At 56.6% G+C, this 25,661-nt stretch carries 23 protein-coding genes and 1 pseudogene; 12 read left to right on the forward strand and 12 right to left on the reverse strand.

The window, feature by feature from the left end; genetic code table 11:
* Positions 1-25 precede the first annotated feature (25 nt).
* From E3U32_RS03605 to celB, 3 genes are read right to left on the reverse strand one after another with little or no spacing between them, the layout of a single operon-like run.
* Positions 26-1,444 carry a leucyl aminopeptidase family protein gene (locus tag E3U32_RS03605; RefSeq protein WP_134347668.1) on the reverse strand — a complete coding sequence of 473 codons (1,419 nt, stop codon included), beginning with the start codon at positions 1,442-1,444 and terminating at the stop codon, positions 26-28.
* On the reverse strand, positions 1,444-2,400 hold the full coding sequence (locus E3U32_RS03610) for a N(4)-(beta-N-acetylglucosaminyl)-L-asparaginase (protein WP_134347669.1): 957 nt from the start codon (positions 2,398-2,400) through the stop codon (positions 1,444-1,446). Before E3U32_RS03610 ends, E3U32_RS03605 begins: the two co-directional genes overlap by 1 nt.
* Positions 2,401-2,403: 3 nt before the next feature.
* Entirely contained in the window at positions 2,404-3,723 is a 1,320-nt protein-coding gene (gene celB / locus E3U32_RS03615; protein ID WP_134347670.1) for a PTS cellobiose transporter subunit IIC, read from the reverse strand.
* Positions 3,724-3,870: 147 nt separating this feature from the next.
* Between celB and E3U32_RS03620 the strand changes: the two genes are divergently transcribed.
* Entirely contained in the window at positions 3,871-4,695 is an 825-nt protein-coding gene (locus E3U32_RS03620; protein ID WP_134347671.1) for an XRE family transcriptional regulator, read from the forward strand.
* Here the strand turns inward: E3U32_RS03620 and arsC are convergent.
* Positions 4,692-5,048 (reverse strand): arsenate reductase (glutaredoxin), encoded by a 357-nt coding sequence (arsC, locus tag E3U32_RS03625; protein ID WP_134347672.1) that lies wholly within the window; start codon positions 5,046-5,048, stop codon positions 4,692-4,694. The two genes, E3U32_RS03620 and arsC, sit on opposite strands and share 4 nt — an antisense overlap.
* 18 nt (positions 5,049-5,066) lie before the next feature.
* Entirely contained in the window at positions 5,067-6,530 is a 1,464-nt protein-coding gene (gene bepA / locus E3U32_RS03630; protein ID WP_134347673.1) for a beta-barrel assembly-enhancing protease, read from the reverse strand.
* 221 nt (positions 6,531-6,751) lie between these two features.
* Between bepA and E3U32_RS03635 the strand changes: the two genes are divergently transcribed.
* Complete coding sequence (locus E3U32_RS03635; protein ID WP_024907566.1) at positions 6,752-7,816, forward strand: AI-2E family transporter; 1,065 nt, start codon at positions 6,752-6,754, stop codon at positions 7,814-7,816.
* An 83-nt stretch (positions 7,817-7,899) separates the two neighbouring features.
* Here E3U32_RS03635 and bcp read toward each other — a convergent pair whose 3' ends face one another.
* Both bcp and E3U32_RS03645 read right to left on the reverse strand, forming a co-directional pair.
* Entirely contained in the window at positions 7,900-8,370 is a 471-nt protein-coding gene (gene bcp / locus E3U32_RS03640; RefSeq protein WP_134347674.1) for a thioredoxin-dependent thiol peroxidase, read from the reverse strand.
* A complete protein-coding gene (locus E3U32_RS03645) occupies positions 8,370-8,939 on the reverse strand; it encodes a glycine cleavage system transcriptional repressor (RefSeq protein ID WP_134347675.1) in 570 nt (189 codons plus the stop codon). Before E3U32_RS03645 ends, bcp begins: the two co-directional genes overlap by 1 nt.
* Before the next feature lie 145 nt (positions 8,940-9,084).
* Between E3U32_RS03645 and dapA the strand changes: the two genes are divergently transcribed.
* From dapA to ypfH, 7 genes and pseudogenes are all read left to right on the forward strand, one after another.
* The gene (gene dapA, locus E3U32_RS03650) at positions 9,085-9,963 is read left to right on the forward strand and encodes a 4-hydroxy-tetrahydrodipicolinate synthase (RefSeq protein ID WP_134347676.1); all 879 of its coding nucleotides are present in this window, start codon (positions 9,085-9,087) and stop codon (positions 9,961-9,963) included.
* A 16-nt stretch (positions 9,964-9,979) separates the two neighbouring features.
* The gene (bamC, locus tag E3U32_RS03655; RefSeq protein WP_033146169.1) at positions 9,980-11,014 is read left to right on the forward strand and encodes an outer membrane protein assembly factor BamC; all 1,035 of its coding nucleotides are present in this window, start codon (positions 9,980-9,982) and stop codon (positions 11,012-11,014) included.
* Between the two features lie 109 nt (positions 11,015-11,123).
* Entirely contained in the window at positions 11,124-11,837 is a 714-nt protein-coding gene (gene purC / locus E3U32_RS03660; RefSeq protein WP_134347677.1) for a phosphoribosylaminoimidazolesuccinocarboxamide synthase, read from the forward strand.
* 120 nt (positions 11,838-11,957) lie between these two features.
* Complete coding sequence (gene ypfJ / locus E3U32_RS03665; RefSeq protein WP_134347678.1) at positions 11,958-12,827, forward strand: KPN_02809 family neutral zinc metallopeptidase; 870 nt, start codon at positions 11,958-11,960, stop codon at positions 12,825-12,827.
* A gap of 599 nt (positions 12,828-13,426) precedes the next feature.
* A pseudogene (locus tag E3U32_RS23885) lies at positions 13,427-13,748 on the forward strand (tRNA cytosine(34) acetyltransferase TmcA); the annotation flags it as partial.
* Positions 13,749-13,961: 213 nt separating this feature from the next.
* A complete protein-coding gene (locus E3U32_RS23890; protein ID WP_353620356.1) occupies positions 13,962-14,774 on the forward strand; it encodes a GNAT family N-acetyltransferase in 813 nt (270 codons plus the stop codon).
* Between the two features lie 73 nt (positions 14,775-14,847).
* Positions 14,848-15,543, forward strand: a complete 696-nt coding sequence (gene ypfH / locus E3U32_RS03675; RefSeq protein ID WP_134347679.1) for an esterase — start codon at positions 14,848-14,850, stop codon at positions 15,541-15,543.
* Between the two features lie 38 nt (positions 15,544-15,581).
* Here the strand turns inward: ypfH and E3U32_RS03680 are convergent, their stop codons facing one another.
* The 3 genes from E3U32_RS03680 to E3U32_RS03690 are packed head-to-tail and all read right to left on the reverse strand — an operon-like array spanning position 15,582 to position 17,292.
* Positions 15,582-15,779 (reverse strand): YpfN family protein, encoded by a 198-nt coding sequence (locus E3U32_RS03680; RefSeq protein WP_014171111.1) that lies wholly within the window; start codon positions 15,777-15,779, stop codon positions 15,582-15,584.
* 24 nt (positions 15,780-15,803) lie between these two features.
* Complete coding sequence (dapE, locus tag E3U32_RS03685) at positions 15,804-16,931, reverse strand: succinyl-diaminopimelate desuccinylase (RefSeq protein ID WP_134347680.1); 1,128 nt, start codon at positions 16,929-16,931, stop codon at positions 15,804-15,806.
* Between the two features lie 10 nt (positions 16,932-16,941).
* Entirely contained in the window at positions 16,942-17,292 is a 351-nt protein-coding gene (locus tag E3U32_RS03690; RefSeq protein WP_134347681.1) for an ArsC family reductase, read from the reverse strand.
* Between the two features lie 387 nt (positions 17,293-17,679).
* Between E3U32_RS03690 and ypfM the strand changes: the two genes are divergently transcribed.
* On the forward strand, positions 17,680-17,739 hold the full coding sequence (gene ypfM, locus E3U32_RS03695) for a protein YpfM (protein ID WP_015572204.1): 60 nt from the start codon (positions 17,680-17,682) through the stop codon (positions 17,737-17,739).
* Positions 17,740-17,848: 109 nt separating this feature from the next.
* On the opposite strand, the gene acrD is transcribed toward ypfM, so the two are convergent.
* Positions 17,849-20,962, reverse strand: coding sequence for a multidrug efflux RND transporter permease AcrD (acrD, locus tag E3U32_RS03700; protein ID WP_134347682.1), 3,114 nt, complete (start codon positions 20,960-20,962; stop codon positions 17,849-17,851).
* A gap of 142 nt (positions 20,963-21,104) precedes the next feature.
* Complete coding sequence (gene narQ, locus E3U32_RS03705) at positions 21,105-22,799, reverse strand: nitrate/nitrite two-component system sensor histidine kinase NarQ (RefSeq protein WP_134347683.1); 1,695 nt, start codon at positions 22,797-22,799, stop codon at positions 21,105-21,107.
* A 152-nt stretch (positions 22,800-22,951) separates the two neighbouring features.
* Between narQ and aegA the strand changes: the two genes are divergently transcribed.
* Together aegA and nudK are read left to right on the forward strand one after the other, a co-directional pair.
* A complete protein-coding gene (gene aegA / locus E3U32_RS03715; protein WP_134347685.1) occupies positions 22,952-24,961 on the forward strand; it encodes a formate-dependent uric acid utilization protein AegA in 2,010 nt (669 codons plus the stop codon).
* A 32-nt stretch (positions 24,962-24,993) separates the two neighbouring features.
* Entirely contained in the window at positions 24,994-25,587 is a 594-nt protein-coding gene (gene nudK / locus E3U32_RS03720) for a GDP-mannose pyrophosphatase NudK (RefSeq protein ID WP_134347686.1), read from the forward strand.
* The last annotated feature ends 74 nt before the right edge of the window (positions 25,588-25,661 follow it).

Raw genomic sequence — 25,661 nt, forward strand, 5'->3', positions numbered from 1 at the left:
GCCCGGTAAGCGTGGCGCCACCGGGCTAGAGATCTCCCATTAGATGCTTCACCAGCAGCGGAATCGGCCTCCCTGATGCCACGCTCTGTCCGTTTTCACGCCACAGCGCCGTTCCGCTGATATCCAGATGCGCCCACGGAATGGTCGGCGGGCAGAAGTGATGCAGCAGCCACGCCGCCGAGGCGCTGATTGCCGCATTGTTGGTCGGCGTGTTGCACAGATCGGCAATCGCGCTGTCGGTCTGCTTTTTCAGCCGCGCGTCCAGCGGCAGGGACCACACTTCATCGCCGCTCTGTTTACCCGCCTGCGTTAGCGCCTTACGCAGCGGTTCATCCTGGGTCATCAGCCCGCTCAGCTCATACCCCAGCGCTTTCACCACCGCACCGGTTAAGGTCGCCATATCAATGATATAGCGCGCCTGCGGATGCCGCTGGCTGGCCCAGGCAATCGCGTCTGCCAGTACCAGGCGGCCTTCGGCATCGGTATTGTTGATTTCAACCGTAGTGCCGTTGCAGGCCCTCGCGACCGTGCCGGGCTGCATGGCGTCCGGACCTATCGCATTTTCCGCCAGCGCCAGCACGCCCATGATGCGAACGGGAAGGCCAAGTTCTGCGACCGCGAGCATCAGGCCCAGCACGTTTGCCGCCCCGCACATGTCATATTTCATGGTGTACATGCCTGCGCCTTCCTTTAGCCACAGCCCTCCGGTATCAAAGGTAATACCTTTTCCTACATAGCAGCATACCTGGCCGTCAGAAACACCGTCATAGTGGATCGCCAGCAGCCGCGGCGGGCAGGAGGCGCCTTTGCCTACGGCATGAAGGAGCCCCAAACCTTGCTCAACAATGTCTGTTTCGTTGAGTACCTCACACCGCAGGGCCGGGAAGGCGGCACACAGCTTTTGCGCCTCTTCGACCACAAACTGCGGCGTGCAGCGGTCAGAAGGGGTATCCGCCAGACGACGCGCGCAGACCATCCCCCTGGCGATAGCCTGCTGCTGGCGGAAGATAGCGTCCAGCTTGTCCTGCTGTTCCGGCAGGCAGAGCGCGGTAATCCGCTCAAGACGAACGTCGCTGGCGGTTTTCTTCAGCTGCAAATCGCTCAGCCTGTGCGCCTGGTTAAAGAGAAAACGCAGCACCTGTACCAGCACAACGTCATCGATATGAGTAATGTCTATAACTACATCCGGGCTGACGGGGGAGGCCAGCAGGGGGCGCAGCGCCGCAAGTAATCCTTCGGTCAGACTGTCCTGCCAGAGCGTATCGGGCAGCAAAGAGATGCGGGCAAAAGGCGCGCAGCCAAAGCGCGTGTCCGCGATGGCGTTCTGGTCGCGCATTTCAGCGATAAGCGCCGTATCCGGCAACAGGCTGCAGGAGGCGCGGGCGATTAAATGGCTTTTTGGCTTCGCGTCTGACAGCGTGGTGATAAATTGATACGTAATCATCATTGTTCCTCAATCGGCGCGCGGATCCGCGCAGCGTAGGCCTGCATCCATTCGTCATCCACGGCCTGATAGTGCGTCTTCTCCTGCCGGCGCTCGGTGCGAAATACGGTAAGCGGCTGGCGGGCGGTGGCGACCACAAACGAGAAGGTTTTGATGTTCGTCGCCGCGCCGAACTCGCCTTTGTTATTCATGCACACCACGGAGAGATCGCCCACGCGGCCAAAGCGCGACATCAGCTTGTCTTCCAGCTCGAACACTACCGAATCTGCCGCCTGCTGCGGCGTCATGCCCTGCGCCATCCGGCGGACGATTTCGTAGCTGGTACAGCCTTTCATCAGATCTTCCCCCACGCCCGTGGCGATGGCGGCGCCGGTTTCGCTGTCGCAGTAAAAGCCGGAACCGATAATTGGCGAATCGCCGAGTCGGCCGCGCTTTTTCATGAACAGGCCGCTGGTGGAGGTGGCGACGCTCATCGACCCCTGTTTGTCGAGGCCGATAATCCCGACGGTGTCGTGACCGTCGTACGGGCTTAAGCCTTTATCCAGCGTCTCCCGGCAGCGCTTGCGGTAATGCTGCATGGCGCGGTCGGTGAGCATGGTTTTGTCCGCAAAGCCCTGGCTCAGCGCCCATTCGCGCGCTCCCTGGCCGACCAGCAGGCTGTTGTAACGCTGGCGGCTAAGCGCCTGCGCCACGCGTACCGGGTTGGCGATATCCACCAGATTGCCCACGGCACCAAACGCCAGCGTGTCGCCGTCCATGTAGGCGGCGTCCAGCTCAACCTCGCCATTTTCGGTGGGCAGTCCGCCATAGCCGACGGATTTATAAAATGGAAAGTCCTCGACGGCGGCCACGGCATCTACCACTGCCGCAGAGACCGGTTTTCCCGCAGCCAGCGCAGAGGCAGACTCCGTGACGCCTTCAAGCGCCATTCGCCAGGTGGCGATAATTCCCCACATGCTTTACTCCTGTTTTGCAAGTGTCGTGTCGGTTTGCGTCGCGGTAGCCACTTCCGCCGCGCGGTACTGCTTGTCCACAATGCGCATAAAAGGCAGATAGAGCATGGCGCCAATCAGCAGGTTAATAAGCTGCATCACGCTGCCGCTGAGATGCCCGGTGACGATGAAACCGCTGATCACCGGCGGCAGCGTCCAGGGAATAAAGACCCCGGTGGTCACGGCGACCGCGCCAATTTTCATGGCGGCATACTGCACGGTGACCAGCACCAGCGGGACAAGATTGAAGGGGATAAGCATGATCGGGTTCATGATCACGGGCAGGCCAAACAGAATCGGTTCGTTGATGTTAAACACCGATGCCCCTGCGCCGAGTCGCGCAACTTCCCGCATGTTTTTGCTGCGGGCGAAAATCAGCATCGCAATAACCAGCGACAGCGTAGCGCCTGCGCCACCCATCCAGATCATGTCAAAAAACTGTTCCGTAATAATGTGCGGCGGCGTGGCACCTGCCTGAATGGCCGCGATGTTATCGGTCTGGTTTTCCATCCACAGGGGACGAATAATGCCGTTGATCATCGAGCCGGAGTTAATGCCCACTGACCACAGAATGGTGATGCTGAATACCGTCATCAGCGCGCCAAAGTAAGAGGTGCCGTAGTGGCGCACCGGTGTGGCAACCACCTCATAAATAAACTGATGAATCGTGTTGTAGTGGGTGTTTTCAAAGACGATGCGGATAACCAGCACCAGAATCATGACCAGCAGTGCCGGGATCAGCGCGGCGAAAGACTCCTGTACCGCTGGTGGTACGCCGTCCGGCATTTTGATGACCAGATTTTTGCGCTTGAGCCAGCAGAACAGCTCCGTCCACAGCAGGGAACCAATCATCGCCACGAACAGCCCTTTACTGCCAATCCACTCTACCGGCATCACGGTGATCCCGCCGTTCTCCGCCACTTTAATAAACGGCGTCAGGATCAGAAACGCGACCAGCGCCAGAATACCGCAGGAGATGCGGTCTTCACCGTAGTGTTCGGCCAGGCGGAAAGCCACCAGGAAGCTGATAAACAGCGACATGGTCGAGAACACCGCGTTGAACGGAATTTCAATGATGGCGCTCCAGCTGGCACCAAAGGCCTGAGACATAAACTGTTGATAGGTTTGATTCGGGAATGACGAGATCACCAGCAGAATAGAACCGACGATGATGAAGGGCATGAACGACACGTAGGCGCCGCGAATGGCCCCGAGGTGGCGCTGCTGTGCCGTTTTGGCCGCCAGCGGCATCAGCTTTGCTTCAAGAAATCCCAGAACATTGTTCATTGTGAACTCCGTACAAGATTGAGTGGTGCGGTTTATGTTATGTCTGTGGATTATCAGTGAAGCGTGGCGAGCGAAAGGTGAAATCGGTCACAAAGCAACCGCCTGCGCTATATAAATCTCATATGATTAGTTAACGGAATTGTTGCGATGGAAATTAAACTGCATGCCAATGCCACCACCACGCCACGCATTCGTCGCTATTTGCAGCAGTCCGCTAAAAGCGACAGAGAGCTCGCAACTGAGCTCGGGATCTCTGTCACGACCGTCAGGCGCTGGCGTAACCGTGAGCAGATTACCGATAACCAGACAACGCCAAAAGTGATATACAAAGCACTGAGACAAGAGCAGGTTGCGCTGGTGAATGCTTTGCGTGAAGCTACAGGCGCACCGCTGGACGAACTGCTGTTGATGGTCAATGACGGACTCGGGATCGCCGTCTCCCGCGCGACCCTGAACCGTTACCTTAAACCGGCTTCGGCAAAGCACAAGGGCGCGACTCTACAGGGGAAAAAGGCGCTAAAGGCGGGCATCGTGCCGCAAAAACTTCTGCTGCATTATCAGCCTCTGTCGCTGCATATGGACGATGGCGGGCAACAGCATCTGCTCTGGGCGCGTGAACCCGTGAGTGGCTGGTGCTATGCCCGGCTGTATGCGGGCATTTCTCCGCAGCTGCTGACCCGCTGGGTGAACGACGTGCTGGAAGCCTGTCCGGCTGATATTCAATCTGTTGAGACTTTCGGTTTAGAGGTGAACCAACTGGAATGTAACGTCGCTGTGAAAGTACGCCCACAGCAATACCGCGCCGTTCAGGTTGCTCTGCCGCTATGCGACATTATTCCGCGTCTGAACAGTGAGCCGGCAGGTGAGCTGTTGATTCAGCTATGCGAATTTTACAACCGGGGAAAGGCGCAGAAAAAGTTGGGAGAGAGGACGCCGCAGGCCTTTCTCGAAGCGCTGCGGCGTAACGATTAGAGAATTTCGAGCACGTCTTCCGGCGGGCGACCAATCCGTGCCTGGCCGTTGGCCACCACAATCGGTCGCTCAATCAGCTTTGGATTGTCAACCATCGCCTGGATCAGCTCAGCCTCGGTGAGGCGGCTGTCGTCCAGGTTAAGCGACTTATACAGGTCTTCTTTCTGGCGCATCAGCTCTCTTGCACTGCCCATTCCCAGCATGTGCAGCAGCTGGCGGAGGGTTTGCGCGTCAGGTGGGGTGTCGAGATACAGCACCACCTCCGGCTCAACGCCGTTAGATTTCAGCAGGCTCAGGGTGTCGCGGCTCTTGGAGCAGCGAGGGTTGTGATAGATTTTTACGGCGTCTGTCATGACGTGAACTCTCCTTTATTACATCTTTTCGTAAGGCTTAAAGCGCTGCTGCAGGCCGCGCAGCTGATCGATACGCGCGTCGTAACGGGCCTGCTGGAGGCTGCCGAGTTTGACCTGCGCGCTGGCGCTGCTGAGCGTGGAAATCGCCTGATCGAGACGCCCCACCAGGGCAAAGCCTTCGGCACGGGCCGCCAGCTCCTGATCGCGGTTGCCCAGCTGAGCTTCCGCCTGTGCGAGCAGATCCCAGCCGTTTTGATCGTCTTTATTATTAAAGGTGTAGCGGTTCAGAATGGTCGCTGCTTCCCCGGGCTGGCCGCCCTGTAAGTAAGCGTTCGCCAGGTTAAGTTGCAGCACCGGGTTGGTACGGACGTCTTTCGCCCCTTTCAGGCGGTTGATCGCATCGGCAGGTTTCTTCTGCCCCAGATCGATATCCGTCGACAGATCGAGATACCACGGGTTATTCGGGTCGGCAGCCAGAAGCGGTTGCAGGGCTTTACGCGCCTCGTCGTATTTGCTGGCCTCCATCGCCTGTAGCGCCTGACCATACTGTGCGGCGTTCTTCTCACGTACGTTGCCTTTTCCCAGGGCATCCAGCAGGTCACTGGTGAGCTGGTTACGCCCGGAATTGTACATCCCCAGCGTTCTCACTTTCGCCATGTAGAAATCCTGCGAAGACTGGACCACGACCGGACGCATCTGGTTGGCACGGTTGCGCGCATCCGACAGACGGCTTTCCGGTAACGGGTGCGTAAGCAGAATTTCCGGTGGGCGGGAAGAATAACGTGCCTGATCGAGCAGTTTTTCGAGGAAGCTCGGCATGGCCTGCGGGTCAAAGCCCGAACGCTGTAGTACCTGAATGCCGATGCGGTCCGCTTCCTGCTCGTTTTGCTGGGTAAAGCTGATCATCCCCTGACGCGTACCGGCCAGCGTACCGGTTAAGGCGGCCATCCCGGCCTGCGGGCTGGCCATCGCCAGTAGAATAGAGCCCAGGGCGCCCACCCAGGTGAGCGGGGCATTACGCTTCTGGTCTTCCATCGCACGCGCCAGGTGGCGCTGCGTGACGTGCGAAATTTCGTGCGCCATCACCGAGGCCAGCTGGCTTTCGTTGTCTGAGTAACGGAATAACGCCGAATGCAGTACCACGTTACCGCCAAAGAAGGCGAAGGCGTTGATTTCGTCATTATTAATTAAATAGAAATGGAAGGGCGTTTTTACCGAGTCGGCGTGCGCCACCAGACGCATCCCCAGCCCGTTTATGTACTGTACCAACAAAGGGTCGTTAATCAGCGGGGCGCTGCCGCGCAGCTGGCGAACATAGTAATCGCCCATTTGCATCTCTTGCCCAATAGAGAGCGTGCTTCCTGCTGTGGTGCCCATGTCCGGCAATGAATCGGACGAGTCAGCAAAAGCGGGTAACACCTGACCGACCGTCACTGCGGCAATCAGTGTTGCAACCAGTGTTTTTCTCAACTGCCTGAACATAACCACTGTCCTGTATATTGGATGTGCTAATTTGACCGATGAACCGGCATATCGTTCATCTCTGCTGCCCTGCGAGTGTAGCCGTGTTACCGCATGAAGAAAATCCCATTCATCAGGCTTTTGCGGATTGTGTCGGCGATACAAAAAGCGAAAGTCTTTTTTGTGACAGTTAGATACAATTCACCGTCTCACTCCCGCCATTCGATTCAGGGAAGGGTTGTATGCTCGAAATGTTAATGCAGTGGTACCGGCGTCGGTTCAGCGACCCGGAAGCCATTGCTTTGTTGGTTATTCTGGTCGCCGGTTTCGGTATTCTGTTCTTCTTCAGCGGTCTGCTTGCGCCGCTGCTGGTGGCGATTGTGCTGGCGTATCTGCTGGAGTGGCCAACGGCGCGCCTTGAACATATCGGCTGTTCCCGCCGCTGGGCAACCAGCATCGTACTGGTGCTGTTTGTCGGCATCCTGCTGTTGATGGCCTTTGTGGTGATGCCCGTCGCCTGGCAGCAGGGGATCTACCTGATCCGCGATATGCCCGGCATGTTGAATAAACTCTCTGATTTTGCCGCCACGCTGCCGCGCCGTTACCCCGCGTTAATGGACGCCGGGATCATCGACGCGATGGCGGAAAATATGCGCGCCCGCATCATGACGATGGGCGATTCGGTGGTGAAATACTCTCTGGCCTCGCTGGTGGGGTTGCTCACCCTGGCGGTCTACCTTGTGCTCGTTCCGCTGATGGTCTTCTTCCTGGTGAAAGACAAAGACCAGATGCTCAACGCCGTGCGGCGTATTTTACCGCGCAACCGCGGGCTGGCGGGGCAGGTCTGGGAAGAGATGAACCAGCAGATCACCAACTACATTCGCGGCAAGGTGCTGGAGATGATTGTCGTGGGGGTAGCCACCTGGATTGGCTTCCTGATCTTCGGCCTGAACTACTCGCTGCTGCTGGCGGTGCTGGTGGGGCTGTCGGTCCTGATTCCGTACATCGGCGCGTTTGTGGTGACCATTCCGGTTGTTGGGGTCGCGCTGTTCCAGTTCGGGCTGGGGACGGAGTTCTGGAGCTGCTTCGCGGTGTACCTGATTATTCAGGGGCTGGACGGTAACCTGCTGGTTCCGGTGCTGTTCTCAGAAGCGGTGAACCTGCATCCGCTGGTAATTATCTTGTCCGTGGTGATTTTCGGCGGGCTGTGGGGGTTCTGGGGCGTGTTCTTTGCGATCCCGCTGGCAACGCTGATTAAAGCTGTGGTCCACGCGTGGCCGGATGTGCCGGCAGTGGAAGAGAAGTAGGTTTGTCGGGTGGCGCTGCGCTTACCCGACCTACACTCGGAATGTAGGCTGGGTAAGCGCAGCGCCACCCGGCACAACAAGTATCAGACGTTCTCTTTCAGCCAGTTCAACACCACGTCGTGGTGGTTGCTGGTTTTGAAGTCGTCAAACACGTGTTCAATTTTACCGTCAGCGTCAATCAGGAAGCTGATGCGGTGAATACCGTCGTAGGTTTTACCCATAAACGTCTTCTCGCCCCAGATGCCGAACTGCTCGCACACCTGATGATCTTCATCAGAAAGCAGCGTGAAGTTCAGCAGCTCTTTTTCAGCAAATCGTGACAGCTTTTCCGGTTTATCCGTGCTGATACCCAGCACTTCCACGCCGACTTTTTTCAACTCGTCCATGTTGTCGCGTAAGCCGCAGGCCTGTACGGTGCAGCCGGGGGTCATGGCTTTCGGGTAGAAATAGACCAGAACACGCTGTCCCTGGAAGTCGGTCAAATTTACTTGCTCGCCGTCTTGATCCGGTAAGCTAAATTTCGGTGCGATGTCACCGGCTTTCAGTGGATTCATTACTCAACTCCATCCTGTTCGTGCTGCGAATAATTGACGACGCTTATACTGCCCTGCGCGTTTAATTCTGTACAGAGGGCTTTGAACGCTTGCTCGATATTTGACGCATCCTGTGAGGCAGGGCAGTGCGCGGTAATTTGAATAAAGAGCGTAGGAACCGTGCTCTCGTCACCCGGCTGTGTGCGGGAAACAAGCTCAGCGATGTTCATCTGATGGCTGTCAAACAGCGCGGTAAAGCGCTCAATCAGATGGGGAGAGTCAGGGACTTCAACCTGCACCCAGACGGTCGCGGGCATAGCCGGACGCGGGCGCGCGGTAGTACGTTTCATCACGATCAGCAAATCCAGCTCCGCGCCCTTCAGCGGCAGGGTCGATTCGATAAGCGTAATGGCATTCCATGTTCCGGACAGCAGCATAATAAACGTGAACTCGTCGCCCAGCATTGCCAGACGGCTGTCTTCGATATTACAGCCGCAGCTGCTCACGTGACGGGTGATGGTGTTCACGATACCCGGCCTGTCGGCACCCAGCGCAGTGATAACCAGGTAATGTTGTGATGAGGTTGTCAAACCTGTTCTTCCTTTGCATGGTTAAGTCTTCCTAAGGAAAGCATAAAAAAAACATGCATACAACCGCCTGAGGGCCTCAGGTCGCTTGCTTTTATTACAGTTCCAAACGTACCATTGAGGCTCTTGTTCGCACAGAGGATGGCTCATGTTCACGGGAAGTATTGTCGCGCTTGTAACACCGATGGATGAAAAAGGTAATGTCTGCCGGTCAAGCATGAAGAAGCTGATTGATTACCATGTCGCCAATGGAACCTCGGCGATCGTTTCGGTAGGGACTACCGGTGAATCTGCAACGCTGAGCCACGAAGAGCACGGCGATGTGGTTATGCTGACCCTGGAACTGGCTGACGGACGTATTCCGGTTATCGCGGGGACAGGGGCTAATGCAACCGCAGAAGCTATCAGTCTGACCAAACGTTTTAACGACAGCGGCATCGTAGGCTGTCTGACGGTGACCCCTTATTACAACCGTCCTACCCAGGAAGGTTTGTTCCAGCACTTCAAAGCCATCGCTGAACATACTGACTTGCCACAAATTCTGTATAATGTGCCGTCCCGTACCGGTTGCGATATGCTGCCGGAAACCGTTGGTCGTCTCTCGGAAGTAAAAAATATTATCGCTATTAAAGAGGCGACAGGGAACTTAAGCCGCGTTCATCAGATCAAAGAGCTGGTTTCAGATGACTTTATCCTGTTGAGTGGTGATGATGCGACCGCGCTGGACTTTATGCAGCTCGGTGGTCATGGCGTGATCTCCGTAACGGCAAACGTTGCGGCGCGCGATATGGCTGAAATGTGCAAGCTGGCCGCAGCCGGTCATTTTGATGAAGCGCGTGTCATTAACCAGCGTCTGATGCCGCTGCACAATAAATTATTTGTCGAACCCAATCCGATCCCAGTGAAATGGGCGTGTAAGGAGTTGGGGCTTGTAGCAACCGATACGCTGCGTCTGCCAATGACACCGATTACCGACCACGGTCGTGACATCGTCAAGGCAGCGCTGAAGCATGCCGGTTTGCTGTAAAGTTTAGGGAGATTTGATGGCTTATTCAGTACAGAAGTCGCGCCTGGCGAAGGTTGCGAGTGTTTCGCTTGTTATGCTGCTCGCTGCCTGTAGTTCAGACTCGCGCTACAAGCGCCAGGTGAGCGGTGATGAATCCTATCTGGATGCGACCCCGCTTGCTGAACTTCACGCACCGGCTGGTATGATCCTGCCGATTCAGAACGGCGATTATAATATTCCCGTGACCAACGGCAGCGGCCTGGTTGGTAAAGCGCTTGATATTCGTCCGCCAGCACAGCCTTTGGCGCTGGTGAGCGGGGCGCGTACCCAGTTCACCGGTGATACGGCGTCTCTGATGGTTGAGAGCGCGCGCGGTAGCACCCTGTGGCCGCAGGTTGTCAGCGTTATTCAGTCGAAGAACTACACCATCGATAAACGCGATGACGCCAGCCAGACGTTAACCACCGACTGGATCGAATGGAACCGTCTGGATGAAGATCAGCAGTACCGCGGTCGCTATCAAGTCTCCGTAAAACCACAGGGTTATCAGCAGGCGGTTAACGTTAAGCTGTTGAACCTGGAGCAGGCGGGTAAACCGGTTGCGGATGCCGCGTCCCTGCAGCGTTACAGCACCGAAATGCTGAACGTGATTGCCGCGGGCCTGGATAAGACCGCTACCGATGCCGCCAACGCCGCGCAGAGCCGCAATGGCGCGACCTTCGATGTGCAAAGCGGTGCGGATGATACCGGCCTGCCAATGCTGGTGGTTCGTGCACCGTTTAACCAGACCTGGCAGCGTCTGCCAGCGACGCTTGAAAAAGTGGGCATGAAAGTGACCGACAGCACGCGTTCGACCGGCAGCATGACGGCAACGTATAAGCCGCTCTCCGACAGCGCGTGGCAGGAACTGGGTGCGAAAGATCCTCAGCTTGCCTCCGGTGACTACAAGATTCAGGTTGGCGACCTTGATAACCGCAGCAGTCTGCAGTTTATCGATCCAAAAGGTCACACGCTGACCCAGTCGCAGAACGATGCGCTGGTCGCTGTCTTCCAGGCGGCATTCAGCAAATAAATACGAGGGCTGGTTAATCCAGCCCTTTTTATTTTAGTGCCACGCAAACGTGTGCGTGGCATAATATCCCCAGTTTTGAACACAAATCATCACACCAGGAGTAATGAAGATGCAGAAGCAAGCTGAGTTGTATCGTGGCAAAGCGAAGACCGTATACAGCACGGAAAACCCGGATCTGTTGGTGCTCGAGTTCCGCAATGATACGTCAGCAGGGGATGGCGCACGCATTGAGCAGTTCGATCGTAAGGGCATGGTGAACAACAAGTTCAACCATTTCATTATGACCAAACTGGCCGACGCGGGTATCCCGACTCAGATGGAAGCGTTGCTGTCCGATACGGAATGTCTGGTGAAAAAACTGGATATGGTTCCGGTTGAGTGCGTTATTCGTAACCGTGCAGCGGGCTCCCTGGTGAAGCGTCTGGGCATTGAAGAAGGTATCGAACTGAATCCACCTCTGTTCGATCTGTTCCTGAAAAACGATGCTATGCACGATCCTATGGTTAATGATTCCTACTGCGAAACCTTCGGCTGGGTGAATAAAGAGAACCTGGCGCGCATGAAAGAGTTGACCTACAAAGCCAACGACGTGCTGAAAAAATTGTTTGATGACGCGGGCCTGATCCTCGTCGACTTCAAGCTGGAGTTTGGTCTGTTCAAAGGCGAAGTGGTGCTGGGCGATGAGTTCTCACCAGACGGTAGCCGCCTGTGGGATAAAGAAACCCTGGATAAAATGGACAAAGACCGCTTCCGTCAGAGCCTGGGTGGCCTGATTGAAGCGTACGAAGCGGTTGCTCACCGTTTAGGCGTTAAGCTCGACTAACTCCCTAACTTGCCAAAGGATGTTTGCATCCTTTGGCGTCTTACCTTTGTTTCCTATGGTAATCTTGCCGTTAACCGCCTACGATCATAGCTATTATAAATGGAATAGTTCGAGGTGGTTATGCGCTGGCAAGGGCGTCGTGAAAGTGACAATGTAGAAGACAGACGCAGTGATGGTGGCGGCGGTCCTTCAATGGGCGGGCCCGGCTTCCGGTTACCCAGCGGCAAGGGCGGGATAATCCTGCTGATTGTGGTGCTGGTCGCGGGGTATTACGGCGTCGATCTCACCGGTTTAATGACCGGTCAGCCGCTGCAACAGCAGCAGCAATCTCAGCGCTCCATCAGTCCGAATGAAGATGAAGCGGCCAAATTTACCTCCGTTATTCTCGCCACAACAGAAGACACCTGGAGTCAGCTGTTCGAGAAGATGGGGCGTACCTACCAGCAGCCGAAGCTGGTGATGTATCGTGGTGCAACCCGTACCGGATGCGGTACCGGGCAATCTGTGATGGGGCCGTTCTACTGCCCGGCAGACGGCACGGTCTATATCGATCTCTCGTTTTACGATGACATGAAACGCAAGCTTGGCGCTGACGGTGATTTTGCTCAGGGCTACGTGATCGCGCATGAAGTCGGCCATCACGTGCAAAAGCTGCTGGGGATTGAGCCAAAAGTACGCCAGCTTCAGCAAAATGCGTCTCAGGCGGAAGTGAACCGCCTTTCTGTCAAAATGGAACTGCAGGCGGACTGCTTCGCGGGCGTCTGGGGCCACAGCATGAAGCAGCAGGGCGTTCTGGAATCCGGTGACCTTGAAGAGGCGTTAAATGCCGCTCAGGCTATCGGTGACGACCGTCTTCAGCAGCAGAGCCAGGGGCGCGTAGTGCCGGACAGCTTCACTCACGGTACCTCGCAACAGCGTTATAGCTGGTTCAAACGTGGTTTCGACAGCGGCGATCCGGCGCAGTGCAATACCTTCGGTAAAGCGATGTAATGCAGCTGTTTGAACAGCTAATAAGCGAGCTTGAGCGCACCGGCCATCGTCGGCTGGTGGTGCTCAGCGGTGACGCGCAGTGGACGTTAACCCAGGCGGTCGCCCTGCGTGACGCCCTCCCCGGAGACTGGGTTTGGCTGGATGAACGCCCTTCACAAGCCATCAGCGGCCTGCTGGGACGCGAGTTCCGGCATGCCGTTTTTAACGCCAGTACCGGGTTTGATGTCGCCGCGTTTGCCGCCCTGAGCGGAACGCTGAGCGCCGGAAGCCTTCTGGTACTGCGGGTGCCGCCGCTCGACGCGTGGGCTGAACTTCCTGACAGTGATTCATTACGCTGGAGCGATAGCGCCGAAGCGATAGCCACGCCACATTTTGTCCACCATTTCTGCCAGACCATTACCGCCGATCCCGACGCGATTGTCTGGCTTCAGGGTAGCGAGTTATCTCTTCCGCCTTTACCCGATACGCCCGACTGGCAGCCTGCCAGCGGCGCACCGCAGCGCGAGCAGGCGGAGATCCTGGATGTGCTTCAGGGGATGCAGGGTGGCATCGTGGCCGTTACCGCCGCGCGCGGGCGCGGAAAGTCAGCCATGGCGGGAATGTTGCTGAACCGTATTGCGGGCAGCGCCGTGGTCACCGCCCCGGCGAAGGGGGCAACGGATATTATCGCCCGCTTTGCCGGAGAGCATTTTTTATTTTATGGCTCCGGACGCGCTGCTTGCCTCTTCACGCCACGCCGACTGGCTGATTGTTGATGAAGCTGCCGCGATCCCCGGCCCGCTGCTGGAAAAGCTGGTGCGTCGTTTCCCTCGCGTGCTGTTGACCACCACGGTGCAGGGTTATGAAGGGACGGGCCGGGGATTCTTGCTTAAATTCTGCGGTCGGTTTGCCGGGCTACAGCGTTACAGCCTATCAGCGCCGGTACGCTGGGCTGCGGGCTGCCCGCTTGAGCGGGTCGTTGCCAGCGCGCTGCTGTTTGACGATACGCTGCTTGACCGCCGCCCGGAAGGGGAGGTGCATTTAACTTCTCTGACGTCTGCTACGTGGGAAAGCCGTCCGGCGCTGGCAGCGAGCGTATACGAGCTACTCTGCGCCGCGCATTATCGTACCTCGCCGCTCGATTTACGCCGCATGATGGACGCGCCCGGGCAGCAGTTTGCTGTCGCAGAAGCGAACCCGGTCATCGCCGGGGCGCTCTGGCTGGTGGAGGAGGGCGGGCTATCCCCTGAGCTTAGCCGCGCCGTGTGGGCGGGGTTCCGGCGTCCTCGCGGGAACCTGGTGGCGCAGTCTCTGGCGGCGCACGGCGGCTGCCCGCTGGCGGCAACGCTCAGAGGCCGACGGGTGACCCGCATTGCCGTGCACCCTCATCGTCAGCGGGAAGGGATTGGTCAGGCGCTTATCCGCAGCGCCAGCGGAGAAGATTATCTGTCGGTGAGCTTTGGTTATACCGATGAGCTTTGGCGCTTCTGGCAGCAGTGCGGGTTTGTGCTGGTGCGGATGGGGAGCCATCGTGAAGCCAGCAGCGGCTGTTACACCGCGATGGCGCTACTGGCGCAGAGTGATGCCGGGCGCCTGCTGTGTGAGCAGGCACAGCAGCGTCTGAAGCGCGATGCGCGTGTATTATCGGCCTGGAACGGTGAAAAGATCCCGGTGGAAGATGAATGGGAAGCTACCCTTAATCATGACGACTGGCTGGAGCTGGCAGGGTTTGCCTTCGCCCACCGGGCGTTTTCAACCTCGGTTGCCGCACTGACGCGGCTGTTGTTAACCGTGGACATGCCGCTTCCGGCCCTGCGTGGGAAAATGGAAGGAAAAACGGAAGACGTCGGGCGAAAAGCATTGCTGGCAAAGTTGCGGAGTGAAACCGCGCAAGCGATTGAAAGTCTTGATTATCCGCGCTGCCAGCAGTTGAAAGAAGACATTTTGCAATGGCAATTTTTTCAATGACTTCTTCAGTAAAGTGGCATGGTCATTCCCGCTGCGAGGCGTAGAATCCAGGTCATCTATTAAGGAGACCGCCATGAAACACGACCATTTTGTTGTTCAAAGCCCTGACAAACCGGCTAAACAGTTACTGCTTCTGTTTCATGGCGTTGGCGATAATGCCGTCAATATGGGGCAGATTGGCAGCTGGTTTGCGCCTGTATTTCCGGAGGCCTTGATTGTCAGCATCGGTGGCGTAGAGCCATGTGGTCCAAACGGTCGGCAGTGGTTTTCTGTTCAGGGTGTAACGGAGGAGAACCGTCAGGCGCGCATTGATGCCATTATGCCCACGTTTATCGACATTGTTCGCTACTGGCAGCAGCAGAGCGGCGTCGGTGCCGACGCAACCGCGCTGATTGGCTTCTCGCAGGGGTCAATCATGTCCCTGGAAAGCGTAAAAGCGCAGCCAGGTCTGGTTTCGAGAGTGATCGCGTTTAACGGTCGTTTTGCGACGCTACCGACTAGCGCGTCCACGCAGACGACGATCCACCTGATCCACGGTGGTGAAGACCGGGTGATTGAGCTTTCGCATGCGGTTGCCGCGCAGGAAGCGCTGATTCGCGAAGGTGGGGATGTGACGCTGGATATCGTTGACGACCTGGGCCATGCGATTGACGACCGTAGCATGCAGTTTGCGCTCGATCGTTTGCGCTATACCGTACCGAAGCACTACTTTGATGAAGCGCTCAGCGGCGGCAAGCCGGATAACGATGATATTGTTGAGTTTATGTGAGGTTGCCCCCTCTCCCATGGAGAGGGGAAACAGATCGATTACTTCTTCTGATCCTTCTTCGGCCAGTCGTCGTCATCGTCCCACTTATCGTTAAAATCACGATGCGGGGGAAGATCCGGTTTGTTGGCGAGAAATTTTTTATGGTCAACGCGCTTAAGATCTTTAATCACGTTAAGCAATACGCCGACCAGAAAAACCAACACCAGAATCCACCAGTACTTTGAAAGCCAGTCCATTCGCTATTCCTCTCAGAGCGTTCGTCAGGCGACGAGTTGCTCCATAATACGTTGATACATACGGGCCAGCAGTTGCAAATCTGCCGCATTGACACACTCATTTATTTTATGAATGGTTGCGTTCACTGGACCCAGTTCGACAACCTGGGCACCCATGCGGGCGATAAAGCGTCCGTCTGAGGTGCCACCCGTCGTCAGCAGCTGTGGCTTAATTTCATTATAGTGCTCGATGGCGTTCACCACCGCATCCACCAGTTTGCCACGCTGCGTCAGGAACGGCTGGCCGGAAAGCCACCAGTCGACGGTGTAGCGCAGGTTATATTTTTCCAGCAGGGCGACAACGCGCGCCTTGATCATCTCATCGGTCAGTTCAGTGCTGAATCGGAAGTTGAACTGGACGAAGTAATCTCCCGGGATAACGTTATTGCTGCCGGTCCCGGCCTTGACGTTTGCAATCTGCATGCTGGTCGGCGGGAAGAACTCGTTGCCTTTATCCCACTCAATTGCCACTAATTCGCTCAGCATCGGCGCCGCGCGATGGACCGGGTTATCGGCCAGATGCGGATAAGCAACGTGTCCCTGAACGCCATGAATGGTCAGATTACAGGTCAGCGAGCCGCGGCGCCCGTTTTTGACGACATCACCCACCACTTCGGTACTGGACGGCTCACCGACCAGGCAGTAGTCGAGACGATCGTTACGCGCCATCAGCGCTTCAACGACCTTCACGGTACCGTTATGGGCGCTGGCTTCTTCGTCGGAGGTGATTAAAAACGCGAGACGGTTCTTGTGGTTCGGATGCTGAGCAACAAAGCGCTCTGCTGCCACGACCATCGCCGCCAGAGAGCCTTTCATGTCTGCCGCACCGCGGCCAAACAGCATGCCATCGCGGATGGTCGGTTCAAACGGTGGGTTAATCCAGCGATCCGCGTCACCCGCGGGAACGACGTCAGTATGCCCGGCAAAGGCCAGCGTTTCACCCTGGCCGCGCCACGCCCAGAAGTTCTGGGTATCGCCAAAATCCATGCGTTCAACGGTAAAACCGATGGCACGCAGGCGTTCAATCATTAATGCCTGACAACCTGCGTCGTCCGGGCTAAGGGAAGGACGGCGAATAAGCTGCTGAGTCAGCTCAATGACCGGGCATGACATAGACTACACCTCAACGAAAAAATTCTGAATAAACGGTTTCACTGAAACCCAGCAGCATAGGCTGCCCTGGCGCGCAGAGCAATGGGCGTTTGATGATTGCCGGCATTTCGAGCATCAGTTTTGCCGCGCTGTCGGCATCTTTGATGCTGGCGCGCAGAGATTCGTCCAGTTTACGCCAGGTGGTACCGCGCGTATTCAGCAATGCTTCCCACCCCAGTTCGTTGATAGCTTTATGCAGAAATTCTGCATCAAGCCCATCGGCACGGTAATCGTGGAAGCGGTACTCCACGCTATTTGCTTCCAGCCAGCGGCGGGCTTTTTTGATGGTGTCGCAATTTTTAATGCCGTACATCACAACCATGGTGAATCCTTTTGACCTAATGATGATTAAATGTTCAGTAAATTCGAAGATATATCCTTAAATAGAATATAACACATTCAGGAATCGTCTGGATTTACACTTCTTCTTAATTCAACTCACAACTGTACGCTGAATATTCTTTCACCCTTTAAGCATAGATGTCCATAAGGTTTAAATTTCGAATAAACTCAGCAGGTAAAATAAAATTCACCCATTTGTGGGGTTATTTCAAAATATTGCTAGCCGTCACAAAAAATTGAGGGTGATCCGTTCATATTTATCATAAATCCCCGCAGGACGTGGGGTACAATCACAGCAATTGGTTAAAGAGTCTTCACAATGATGGTCCGTTTTTGTAGAATGCGCATAATAATAAGAGAGGTTGTTATGATTGAACGTGAACTGGGGAACTGGAAAGATTTTATCGAAGGCATGCTTCGTAAATGACATTCAGTAAGAATTGCAAGAGCACTAAAATAAGTATAATAACCATAGTGTGAATTAATCACACAATAAAAAGGCGGCCGATAAAGCCGCCTTTTTTTATTTCAACCACTTACTCCAGACGCTCCTTCAGCGGGAAGCGGCGACGCACCAGCACAAAGAACAGCGGAACGAAGTAAATGGCCAGGATGGTGGCCGAAATCATGCCCCCCATGACGCCCGTGCCTACGGCATGCTGGCTGCTGGAGCCTGCGCCCGTGCTGGTTGCCATCGGCAGTACACCAAAAACAAACGCCAGCGACGTCATCAGGATCGGGCGTAAGCGCTGACGGCAGGCGTGCAGCGTGGCGGCCATTAGCTCGTGGCCTTTGGCATTCATCTCGTTGGCAAACTCAACAATCAGAATGGCGTTTTTCGCCGATAGCCCAATCACGGTGAGCAGCCCGACCTGGAAGTAGACATCGTTCTCCAGGCCGCGCATCCATGTCGCGAGCAGGGCACCGATGACGCCAAGGGGCACTACCAGCATGACGGAGAACGGGACTGACCAGCTTTCATACAGTGCGGCAAGGCAGAGGAAGACCACCAGCAGCGAGAGCGCGTAAAGCGCAGGGGCCTGCGCGCCGGAGAGACGCTCCTGGTAAGACATGGCCGTCCACTCCAGACCAAAACCGGCGGGCAGCTGCTGCACCAGTTTTTCCATGGTGTTCATGGCGGTACCGGTACTGACGCCCGGCGCGGCTTCCCCGACGATTTCAACCGCGGAATAGCCGTTATAGCGTTCCAGACGCGGCGAACCGCTCTCCCAGTGCGAGTTGGCAAAGGCGGAGAAGGGCACCATGCCGCCGGCATTATTCCTGACAAACCAGCGGTTAATATCATCCGGCAGCATGCGGAACGGTGCGGCGGACTGTACATACACTTTTTTCACGCGACCGCGATCCATAAAGTCATTCACATAGCTCGAGCCCCATGCCGTTTGCAGGGTGTCATTGATATCGTTGATCGAGACGCCCAGCGCCTGCGCCTTACGCTGATCGATATCCACCTGCAGCTGCGGGCTGTCATCAAGACCGTTATGGCGAACGCGGGTCAGGCCTGAATCGCTGCTCGCCAGCGCTAGCAGCTTATCGCGCGCTGCCATCAGTGCCGTATGGCCCGCACCGGCGTGATCCTGCAGTTCCATATCAAACCCGGCAGAACTGCCCAGACCGCTTATCGCAGGCGGGCTGCTGGCAAAGACGCGCGCTTCTTTGATGTGCGCAAAGGCTTTCGTCGCACGCTCAATGATGGCAAATGACGTTCCCGTTTTGGTGTCGCGTTCGTCCCAGTCCTTCAGGCGCACGAACATGCGGGCGACGTTCTGCCCGTTTCCGCCGGGGCCGGAACCGACGGTGGAGAAGACCGAAACGACGTTATCTTTCTCTTTGGTGAAGAAGTACTGTTCCACTTTCTGAACCACTTTCAGCGTCTGCTGCTGCGTTGCGCCGCTCGGGAGCTGCACCGAAGTGGTGAACATCCCCCGGTCTTCCATCGGCAGGAACGAGGTGGGCAGATGCATAAACAGCCAGACCATGCCGCCCAGCAGCGCAACGTAAACCATCATCCAGCGCAGGCTGCGGTGCAGCACGCCGCCGACGGCAGATTCATACCGGGCGGCATTGCGGTTAAACATCCGGTTAAACCAGCCGAAGAACCCTTTCTGACCGTGATGTTCCCCTTTGTGCAGCGGCTTCAGGATGGTGGCGCAGAGTGCAGGGGTGAGGATCAGCGCCACCAGCACGGAGAGCACCATCGCCGAGACGATGGTGATGGAGAACTGACGGTAAATCGCCCCGGTTGTGCCGCCGAAGAAGGCCATCGGGATAAAGACGGCCGACAGCACCATCGCAATACCGACTAACGCCCCCTGAATTTGTCCCATGGATTTTCGCGTCGCCTGGCGTGGAGAAAGGCCTTCTTCACTCATGATGCGCTCGACGTTTTCAACCACCACGATGGCATCATCCACCAGAAGGCCAATCGCCAGCACCATCGCAAACATTGTCAGGGTATTAATGCTATACCCGAACGCGTACAGCACCGCAAAGGTGCCCAGCAGCACCACGGGGACGGCAATGGTTGGGATCAGCGTTGCGCGGAAGTTTTGCAGGAACAGGTACATGACCAGGAACACCAGCGCGATGGCTTCCAGCAGGGTCTTCACCACATCCTCAATCGACGCTTTAACGAAGGAGGTGGTTTCATAGGCGACTTTGTACTCCAGCCCGTGCGGGAAATACTGCGACAGCTCATCCAGACGGTCCAGCACCAGTTTCGCCGTGGCCATTTCGTTCGCACCGGAGGCCAGTTTAATCCCCAGACCGGAGGCCTGTTTGCCGTTAAAGCGGCTCAGGTAGTCGTATTTTTCTGCCCCCATTTCCACCGTGGCGACATCGCCCAGGCGCACTTCCGATCCATCCTGATTCACGCGCAGGGTGATATTGCGGAATTGGTCCGGCGTCTGCAGCAGGGATTGCGAATTAATGGTGGCATTCAGGGCCTGTTTATCGACGGACGGCGTTCCCCCCAGCTGCCCCACGGCAATCTGGGCGTTCTGGGCTTTGATGGCATTCGTCACGTCGGTTGCCGTCATCTGGACGCTGTTAAGCTTGTTGGGATCGAGCCAGATACGCATCGAGTATTGCGAGCCGTAAGCATCGATATCCCCCACGCCGTTGATACGGCTGATGGGATCCTGAATATTACTGGCGACGTAGTCCGCAATGTCCTGTTTATCCATCGAGCCATCTGTCGAGACAAACGCGATGGTCAAAATATTGGTATCACCGGTTTTACGTACGGTCACGCCCTGGTTCTGCACCGCCTGGGGAAGCTTGCGCATGGCCGACTGCAGCTGGTTTTGTACCTGCTGCACTGCTTCGTCCGGGTCGGTGCCCGCCTTAAAGCTCAGGGTGACCGTCGCCTGGCCCGTCGCGCTACTTTGCGAAGACATGTACATCAGGTTATCCAGACCCGTCATGTTCTGCTCGATAACCTGCGTCACGGTGTTTTCCAGCGTTTGTGCGGAAGCGCCGGGGTAGTTTGCGGTGACACGCACGTTTGGCGGTGCCAGATCGGGGTATTGCTCAACGGGAAGTGATGTAATCGCCAGGACACCTGTCAGACACAACAGGATGGCAAGCACCCAGGCAAAAATGGGGCGATCGATGAAAAAATTCGCCATGAAAAAGTGACCTCGTTTTGCTGCACGTCATTATTGTTTATTGCCCGCATAACTTTAGCGGTAAGGCCCAGGTCAAACGTGGAGAAATAAAGGAGATAATGTAAATTATCATGCGCTTTTCCCTGCGCTTCCCCCTTTACCGTTATTTACCCGCCGGTGCCTCAGGCACGGGGAACGTGACGCTGACCAGCGTGCCGCCGTTTTGCGGCTGCGAAAAGTGTAGCGTTCCTCCAAGCCGTTGCGCGCGTTCACGCATAATGTTCAGTCCGTAGTGCCCCGGCGGCTCGCTGGCCTCGCCAATCCCGATGCCGTTGTCACGAATGCTGACGCAGTGCGTGCCGTCCGCTGCCGTCACGCAGCTCACCGCGATCTCGCTGGCCTGCGCGTGCTTAATGGCATTCAGCACGGCCTCACGCACGATCTGTAAAAGATGCACCTGCTTTTGCGCGTCCAGCGCCAGCGAGGAGAGGCGGCAGTCGAGATGCAGTCTGGCCTGCGTCTGGCTCTGCAGGGCGTCGAGAGACTCCTGTAGCGCCGCGGGTAAATTCGCGTGGTTCAGCGTCAGGCGGAAGGTGGTGAGCAACTCGCGCAGTTGCTGCCAGGCGTTGTTAAGCTCGCGGGAGAAGTCGGTGATGATGGTCTGTGCCGGGGTATTTTCCTCCGGCACGGCGCGTTTAAGCAGGGCAAGCTGAATGCGCAGATACGACAGCACCTGCGCCAGCGAATCATGCAGCTCGCGAGCGATGGTGGCGCGCTCTTCCATCAGCAGCAGCTGCTGGTAGTGCTTTTGCGCCTGGTTAAAGTACAGCCCGCGCCCGAGCATGGTCGCCACGCTTCTCATCAGCGGGAGGGGAACGCTGTCCGTTTCGCTTTGCCAGCGCAGCTCGCCGTAAAGGGTGTCCTGCATCAGGACCGGCAGGTTTTGCAGCGGGAGGCCGCTTGACTCCGTCCCTTCACACAGCCGCCAGTCGTCGCTGGTGCGCAGTTCCAGATAACTCATCTGCGTATAGTCACGGACAATCTGCAGGATATGCCGGAAGCAGTGGCTGTCTATCTGGCCGGTATTCAGCGCCTGAGAGCATTTGAACAGCATGTCGAGCTGCTGGTGGGCGTCATGCAAATGCCGCGTTTTTTCCGCAACTGAGGCTTCAAGCGATCGGTAGAGCGTGGCTAACTCGGCGGACATGTGGTTGAAGGCACGCGATAGTTGACCCAGTTCATTCGGCAGGGCGGTATCCGGCGCAGGGGTCGCAAACTCGCCTCGCTCAATCCGTTCGCTGGCCGCCACCAGATTGTTCAGCGGCAATACCACCTGGCGACGGATGCGTCGCAGGGTAAACAGCGTCAGTAGCAGGATCCCAAGCGCGCCCGCCAGAGAGAGCAGGGTGACCGTCTGAATTTTATGTTCGGTGTAGTGCTGTAGGGCGAGCACAAAGGCATCAATGCGGCCGACAAAATCACCAATGTGGCTTTGATACCATGCGCTGTCGCCGCGGGCGATGCGCGCATCCATCTCCAGCCAGGCCACATGCAGTTGCTGATAGCGTGCTTTAACATTGTCCGGGACGTACCAGCGGTTCAGCTTCTGCAGGGCTGGCGCACTCAGCGTCTGTTGCCAGTTCTCGCGATGTTCGGCAAGGGAAGGGCTGTTGCGCTGCATCTCGTAGCCCAGACGATAGCTCTGCATGCGCAGCGAGCCCGCGATATTAATTGCTTCGGCATCACGCTGGCTGCTGGCAAGCGTCAGCAGCGCGACGGTGCTGGTCAGCACGGATAAGACAATGATCGAAAAGAAAGCCCAGGCGAGGCTTCCGGAAACGGGTCGTTTAACGGTCACAGAACGGCTCTCTGAATAAAATTGATCTGCCACAGGTTCACTGGAAATAATTGGGCATCCTGGGCATTTGAACATTGCCCGATCGCGCCGTGATGCGTAAATACCATATTCATACAAAGAATAAGGTTATTGAACCAAAAACAGGTGTGATTATGAATCGTTTTATTATGGCTAACAGCCAGCAATGCATTGGGTGTCGTGCCTGCGAAGTGGCCTGCGTGATGGCGCACAACGGTGAGCAGCATGTCCTGAGCGAGCGCCATTTTCATCCCCGTATTACGGTCCTGAGATCCGGCGAGAAGCGAAGCCCTGTCACCTGTCATCACTGTGAAAATGCGCCCTGCGCGCAAAGCTGCCCGAACGGCGCCATCAGCAAATGTGATGACAGCGTACAGGTGAATCAACAAAAATGCATCGGCTGTAAGGCCTGCGCGGTGGCTTGCCCGTTTGGCACGATGGAGATTATCGTCACCCCGCTCGACAACGGCAGCGTGAAGGCCTCGGCGAATAAATGCGATCTCTGTCTGACGCGTCCACATGGCCCGGCCTGTATCGAAAACTGCCCGGCAGATGTCCTCTCCCTGGCGACGCCTGCTGTCCTGGATAATCTGGCGAAATCGCGCCGACAGCGCGCTGCCTCCCTGGAGGCGCAGCCCTGGCATGCGGAGGCCGTCAAAGAGAACGTCCCGCGCACCAAACTGCAGCAGATGCAAACAACCCTGCCACGCGGCGAGCCCGATAAACTGGCTGGCGCAGAGCGCGTGGGCCATTTTAACGAAATTTACCTGCCGTTTCGGACTGAGCAGGCCGCCCGCGAGGCGTCGCGCTGCCTGAAGTGCGGAGAGCACAGCATTTGCGAATGGACCTGCCCGCTGCACAACCACATCCCGCAATGGATTGAGCGCCTCAGCGCGGGTGACATTGCTGGCGCGGTCGAGCTTTCTCATCAGACTAACTGTTTACCTGAAATTACCGGCCGCGTCTGTCCGCAGGACCGATTATGCGAAGGTGCCTGCACACTACGTGACGAGGCGGGTTCCGTGACCATCGGAAACATCGAGCGCTATATCGCCGAACGGGCGCTGGCGATGGGCTGGCGGCCGGATATGTCCGCCGTCACGCCGTCGGGTAAACGTGTCGCGATTGTCGGCGCGGGGCCTGCCGGGCTGGCGTGTGCCGACGTGCTGGCGCGCAGCGGCGTGAACGTGACGGTCTATGACCGGCATCCGGAAATCGGCGGATTGCTGACCTTTGGCATCCCGGCATTCAAGCTGGACAAATCTTTGCTCACGCGGCGCAGAGAGATATTTACCGCGATGGGGATCCGCTTCGAGCTGAACTGCGAGGTGGGCCAGGACGTGTCGATGTCACAGTTACAGAACGACTACGACGCCCTGTTTATTGGCGTGGGTACCTATCGCTCGATGAAGGCAGGTATCCCGCATGAAGACGCGCCCGGTGTCTATGACGCGCTGCCTTTCCTGGCAGGCAATACGCGGCATGTTATGGGGCTGGACGAGTTGGCCAGTGAACCGTTCATCGACACCCGTGGTTTAAACGTGGTGGTGCTGGGCGGGGGCGATACCGCGATGGACTGCGTCCGCACAGCGTTACGCCACGGCGCGACGAACGTCACCTGCGCCTATCGTCGGGATGAGGCTAATATGCCGGGCTCGAAGAAAGAGGTGAAGAATGCCAGAGAAGAGGGTGCAGCGTTTGAATTTAACGTCCAGCCGGTTGAACTGACGCTGGATCCTGACGGAAGGGTCAACGGTATCCGGATGCTGCGTACCGAACTCGGTGAACCGGATGCGCAGGGGCGGCGTCGGCCCGTTCCGGTGGCGGGCAGCGAGTTTGTGATGGCGGCTGATGCGGTCATTATGGCGTTTGGTTTTAACCCGCACGCGATGCCGTGGCTGCAGGCGCAGGGCGTTGAAACGGACGAGCGCGGGCGGATTGTTGCCTCGGTCGAGAGCCGCTACCGTTACCAGACGACCAACCCGCAAATCTTCGCCGGCGGTGATGCGGTGCGCGGTGCGGATCTGGTGGTGACCGCCATGGCGGAAGGGCGTCATGCGGCGCAAGGGATGCTCGACTGGCTTGGGGTTAATGCACCAAACATCATTAAACAGGCGGGCGACAAAGCGGGATTCACGGCGTAGTATAGGATGACTCATTGTGTTGTGGAGCCCGTATGACCCTGAAAATTGACGTTATCAAAGACAAAATTCTCTCTGAAAACTACTTTGTCCTGCGTAACATCACCTATGATCTTACACGTAATAACGGTGAAGTGATCCGACACAAACGCGAGGTTTACGACCGCGGTAACGGGGCAACCATTTTGCTCTATAACCGTGAGAAGCAGAGCGTGGTGCTGATCCGTCAGTTCAGGGTGGCGACATGGGTCAATGGCAACCCTGACGGACGTCTGATTGAAAGCTGTGCGGGCCTGCTCGATGATGATGAGCCGGAAGTCTGCATCCGCAAAGAGGCCGTAGAAGAAACCGGTTTCGAAGTGGGAGAGGTCAAAAAGGTCTTCGAGCTGTTTATGTCGCCCGGCGGCGTGACGGAAATCGTCCACTTCTTCATTGCGGAATACAGCGACGCGCAGCGCACTCACCGGGGCGGTGGCGTAGAAGATGAAGATATCGAAGTGCTGGAACTCCCCTTTTCTCGGGCGCTGGAGATGATGCGTTCAGGGGAAATTAAGGATGGTAAGGCAGTGATATTACTGCAGTATTTACAGACGACCGGGTTAATGAACACCGCTTTCGAACGGATATAGCGTGTTTTTCGGGTATATCTGATAAATCCGATTGAGCAACCCCGGCGGGAACACGAAGATACTGCCCAGTTAAG

Origin of the sequence: Lelliottia nimipressuralis, from assembly GCF_004402045.1 — a bacterium.
GTDB classification, from domain to species: domain Bacteria; phylum Pseudomonadota; class Gammaproteobacteria; order Enterobacterales; family Enterobacteriaceae; genus Enterobacter; species Enterobacter chinensis.

Bases quoted from the DNA above. Each gene is read 5' to 3' on its own strand.
- acrD (WP_134347682.1), bottom strand. From the start codon at position 20,962: ATGGCGAATTTTTTCATCGATCGCCCCATTTTTGCCTGGGTGCTTGCC.
- dapA (WP_134347676.1), top strand. From the start codon at position 9,085: ATGTTCACGGGAAGTATTGTCGCGCTTGTAACACCGATGGATGAAAAA.
- E3U32_RS03610 (WP_134347669.1), bottom strand. From the start codon at position 2,400: ATGTGGGGAATTATCGCCACCTGGCGAATGGCGCTTGAAGGCGTCACG.
- purC (WP_134347677.1), top strand. From the start codon at position 11,124: ATGCAGAAGCAAGCTGAGTTGTATCGTGGCAAAGCGAAGACCGTATAC.
- E3U32_RS03605 (WP_134347668.1), bottom strand. From the start codon at position 1,444: ATGATTACGTATCAATTTATCACCACGCTGTCAGACGCGAAGCCAAAA.
- celB (WP_134347670.1), bottom strand. From the start codon at position 3,723: ATGAACAATGTTCTGGGATTTCTTGAAGCAAAGCTGATGCCGCTGGCG.
- E3U32_RS23890 (WP_353620356.1), top strand. From the start codon at position 13,962: ATGGACGCGCCCGGGCAGCAGTTTGCTGTCGCAGAAGCGAACCCGGTC.
- arsC (WP_134347672.1), bottom strand. From the start codon at position 5,048: ATGACAGACGCCGTAAAAATCTATCACAACCCTCGCTGCTCCAAGAGC.
- ypfJ (WP_134347678.1), top strand. From the start codon at position 11,958: ATGCGCTGGCAAGGGCGTCGTGAAAGTGACAATGTAGAAGACAGACGC.
- ypfH (WP_134347679.1), top strand. From the start codon at position 14,848: ATGAAACACGACCATTTTGTTGTTCAAAGCCCTGACAAACCGGCTAAA.
- dapE (WP_134347680.1), bottom strand. From the start codon at position 16,931: ATGTCATGCCCGGTCATTGAGCTGACTCAGCAGCTTATTCGCCGTCCT.
- E3U32_RS03680 (WP_014171111.1), bottom strand. From the start codon at position 15,779: ATGGACTGGCTTTCAAAGTACTGGTGGATTCTGGTGTTGGTTTTTCTG.
- aegA (WP_134347685.1), top strand. From the start codon at position 22,952: ATGAATCGTTTTATTATGGCTAACAGCCAGCAATGCATTGGGTGTCGT.
- bamC (WP_033146169.1), top strand. From the start codon at position 9,980: ATGGCTTATTCAGTACAGAAGTCGCGCCTGGCGAAGGTTGCGAGTGTT.
- E3U32_RS03620 (WP_134347671.1), top strand. From the start codon at position 3,871: ATGGAAATTAAACTGCATGCCAATGCCACCACCACGCCACGCATTCGT.
- nudK (WP_134347686.1), top strand. From the start codon at position 24,994: ATGACCCTGAAAATTGACGTTATCAAAGACAAAATTCTCTCTGAAAAC.
- E3U32_RS03635 (WP_024907566.1), top strand. From the start codon at position 6,752: ATGCTCGAAATGTTAATGCAGTGGTACCGGCGTCGGTTCAGCGACCCG.
- E3U32_RS03690 (WP_134347681.1), bottom strand. From the start codon at position 17,292: ATGGTTGTGATGTACGGCATTAAAAATTGCGACACCATCAAAAAAGCC.
- bepA (WP_134347673.1), bottom strand. From the start codon at position 6,530: ATGTTCAGGCAGTTGAGAAAAACACTGGTTGCAACACTGATTGCCGCA.
- bcp (WP_134347674.1), bottom strand. From the start codon at position 8,370: ATGAATCCACTGAAAGCCGGTGACATCGCACCGAAATTTAGCTTACCG.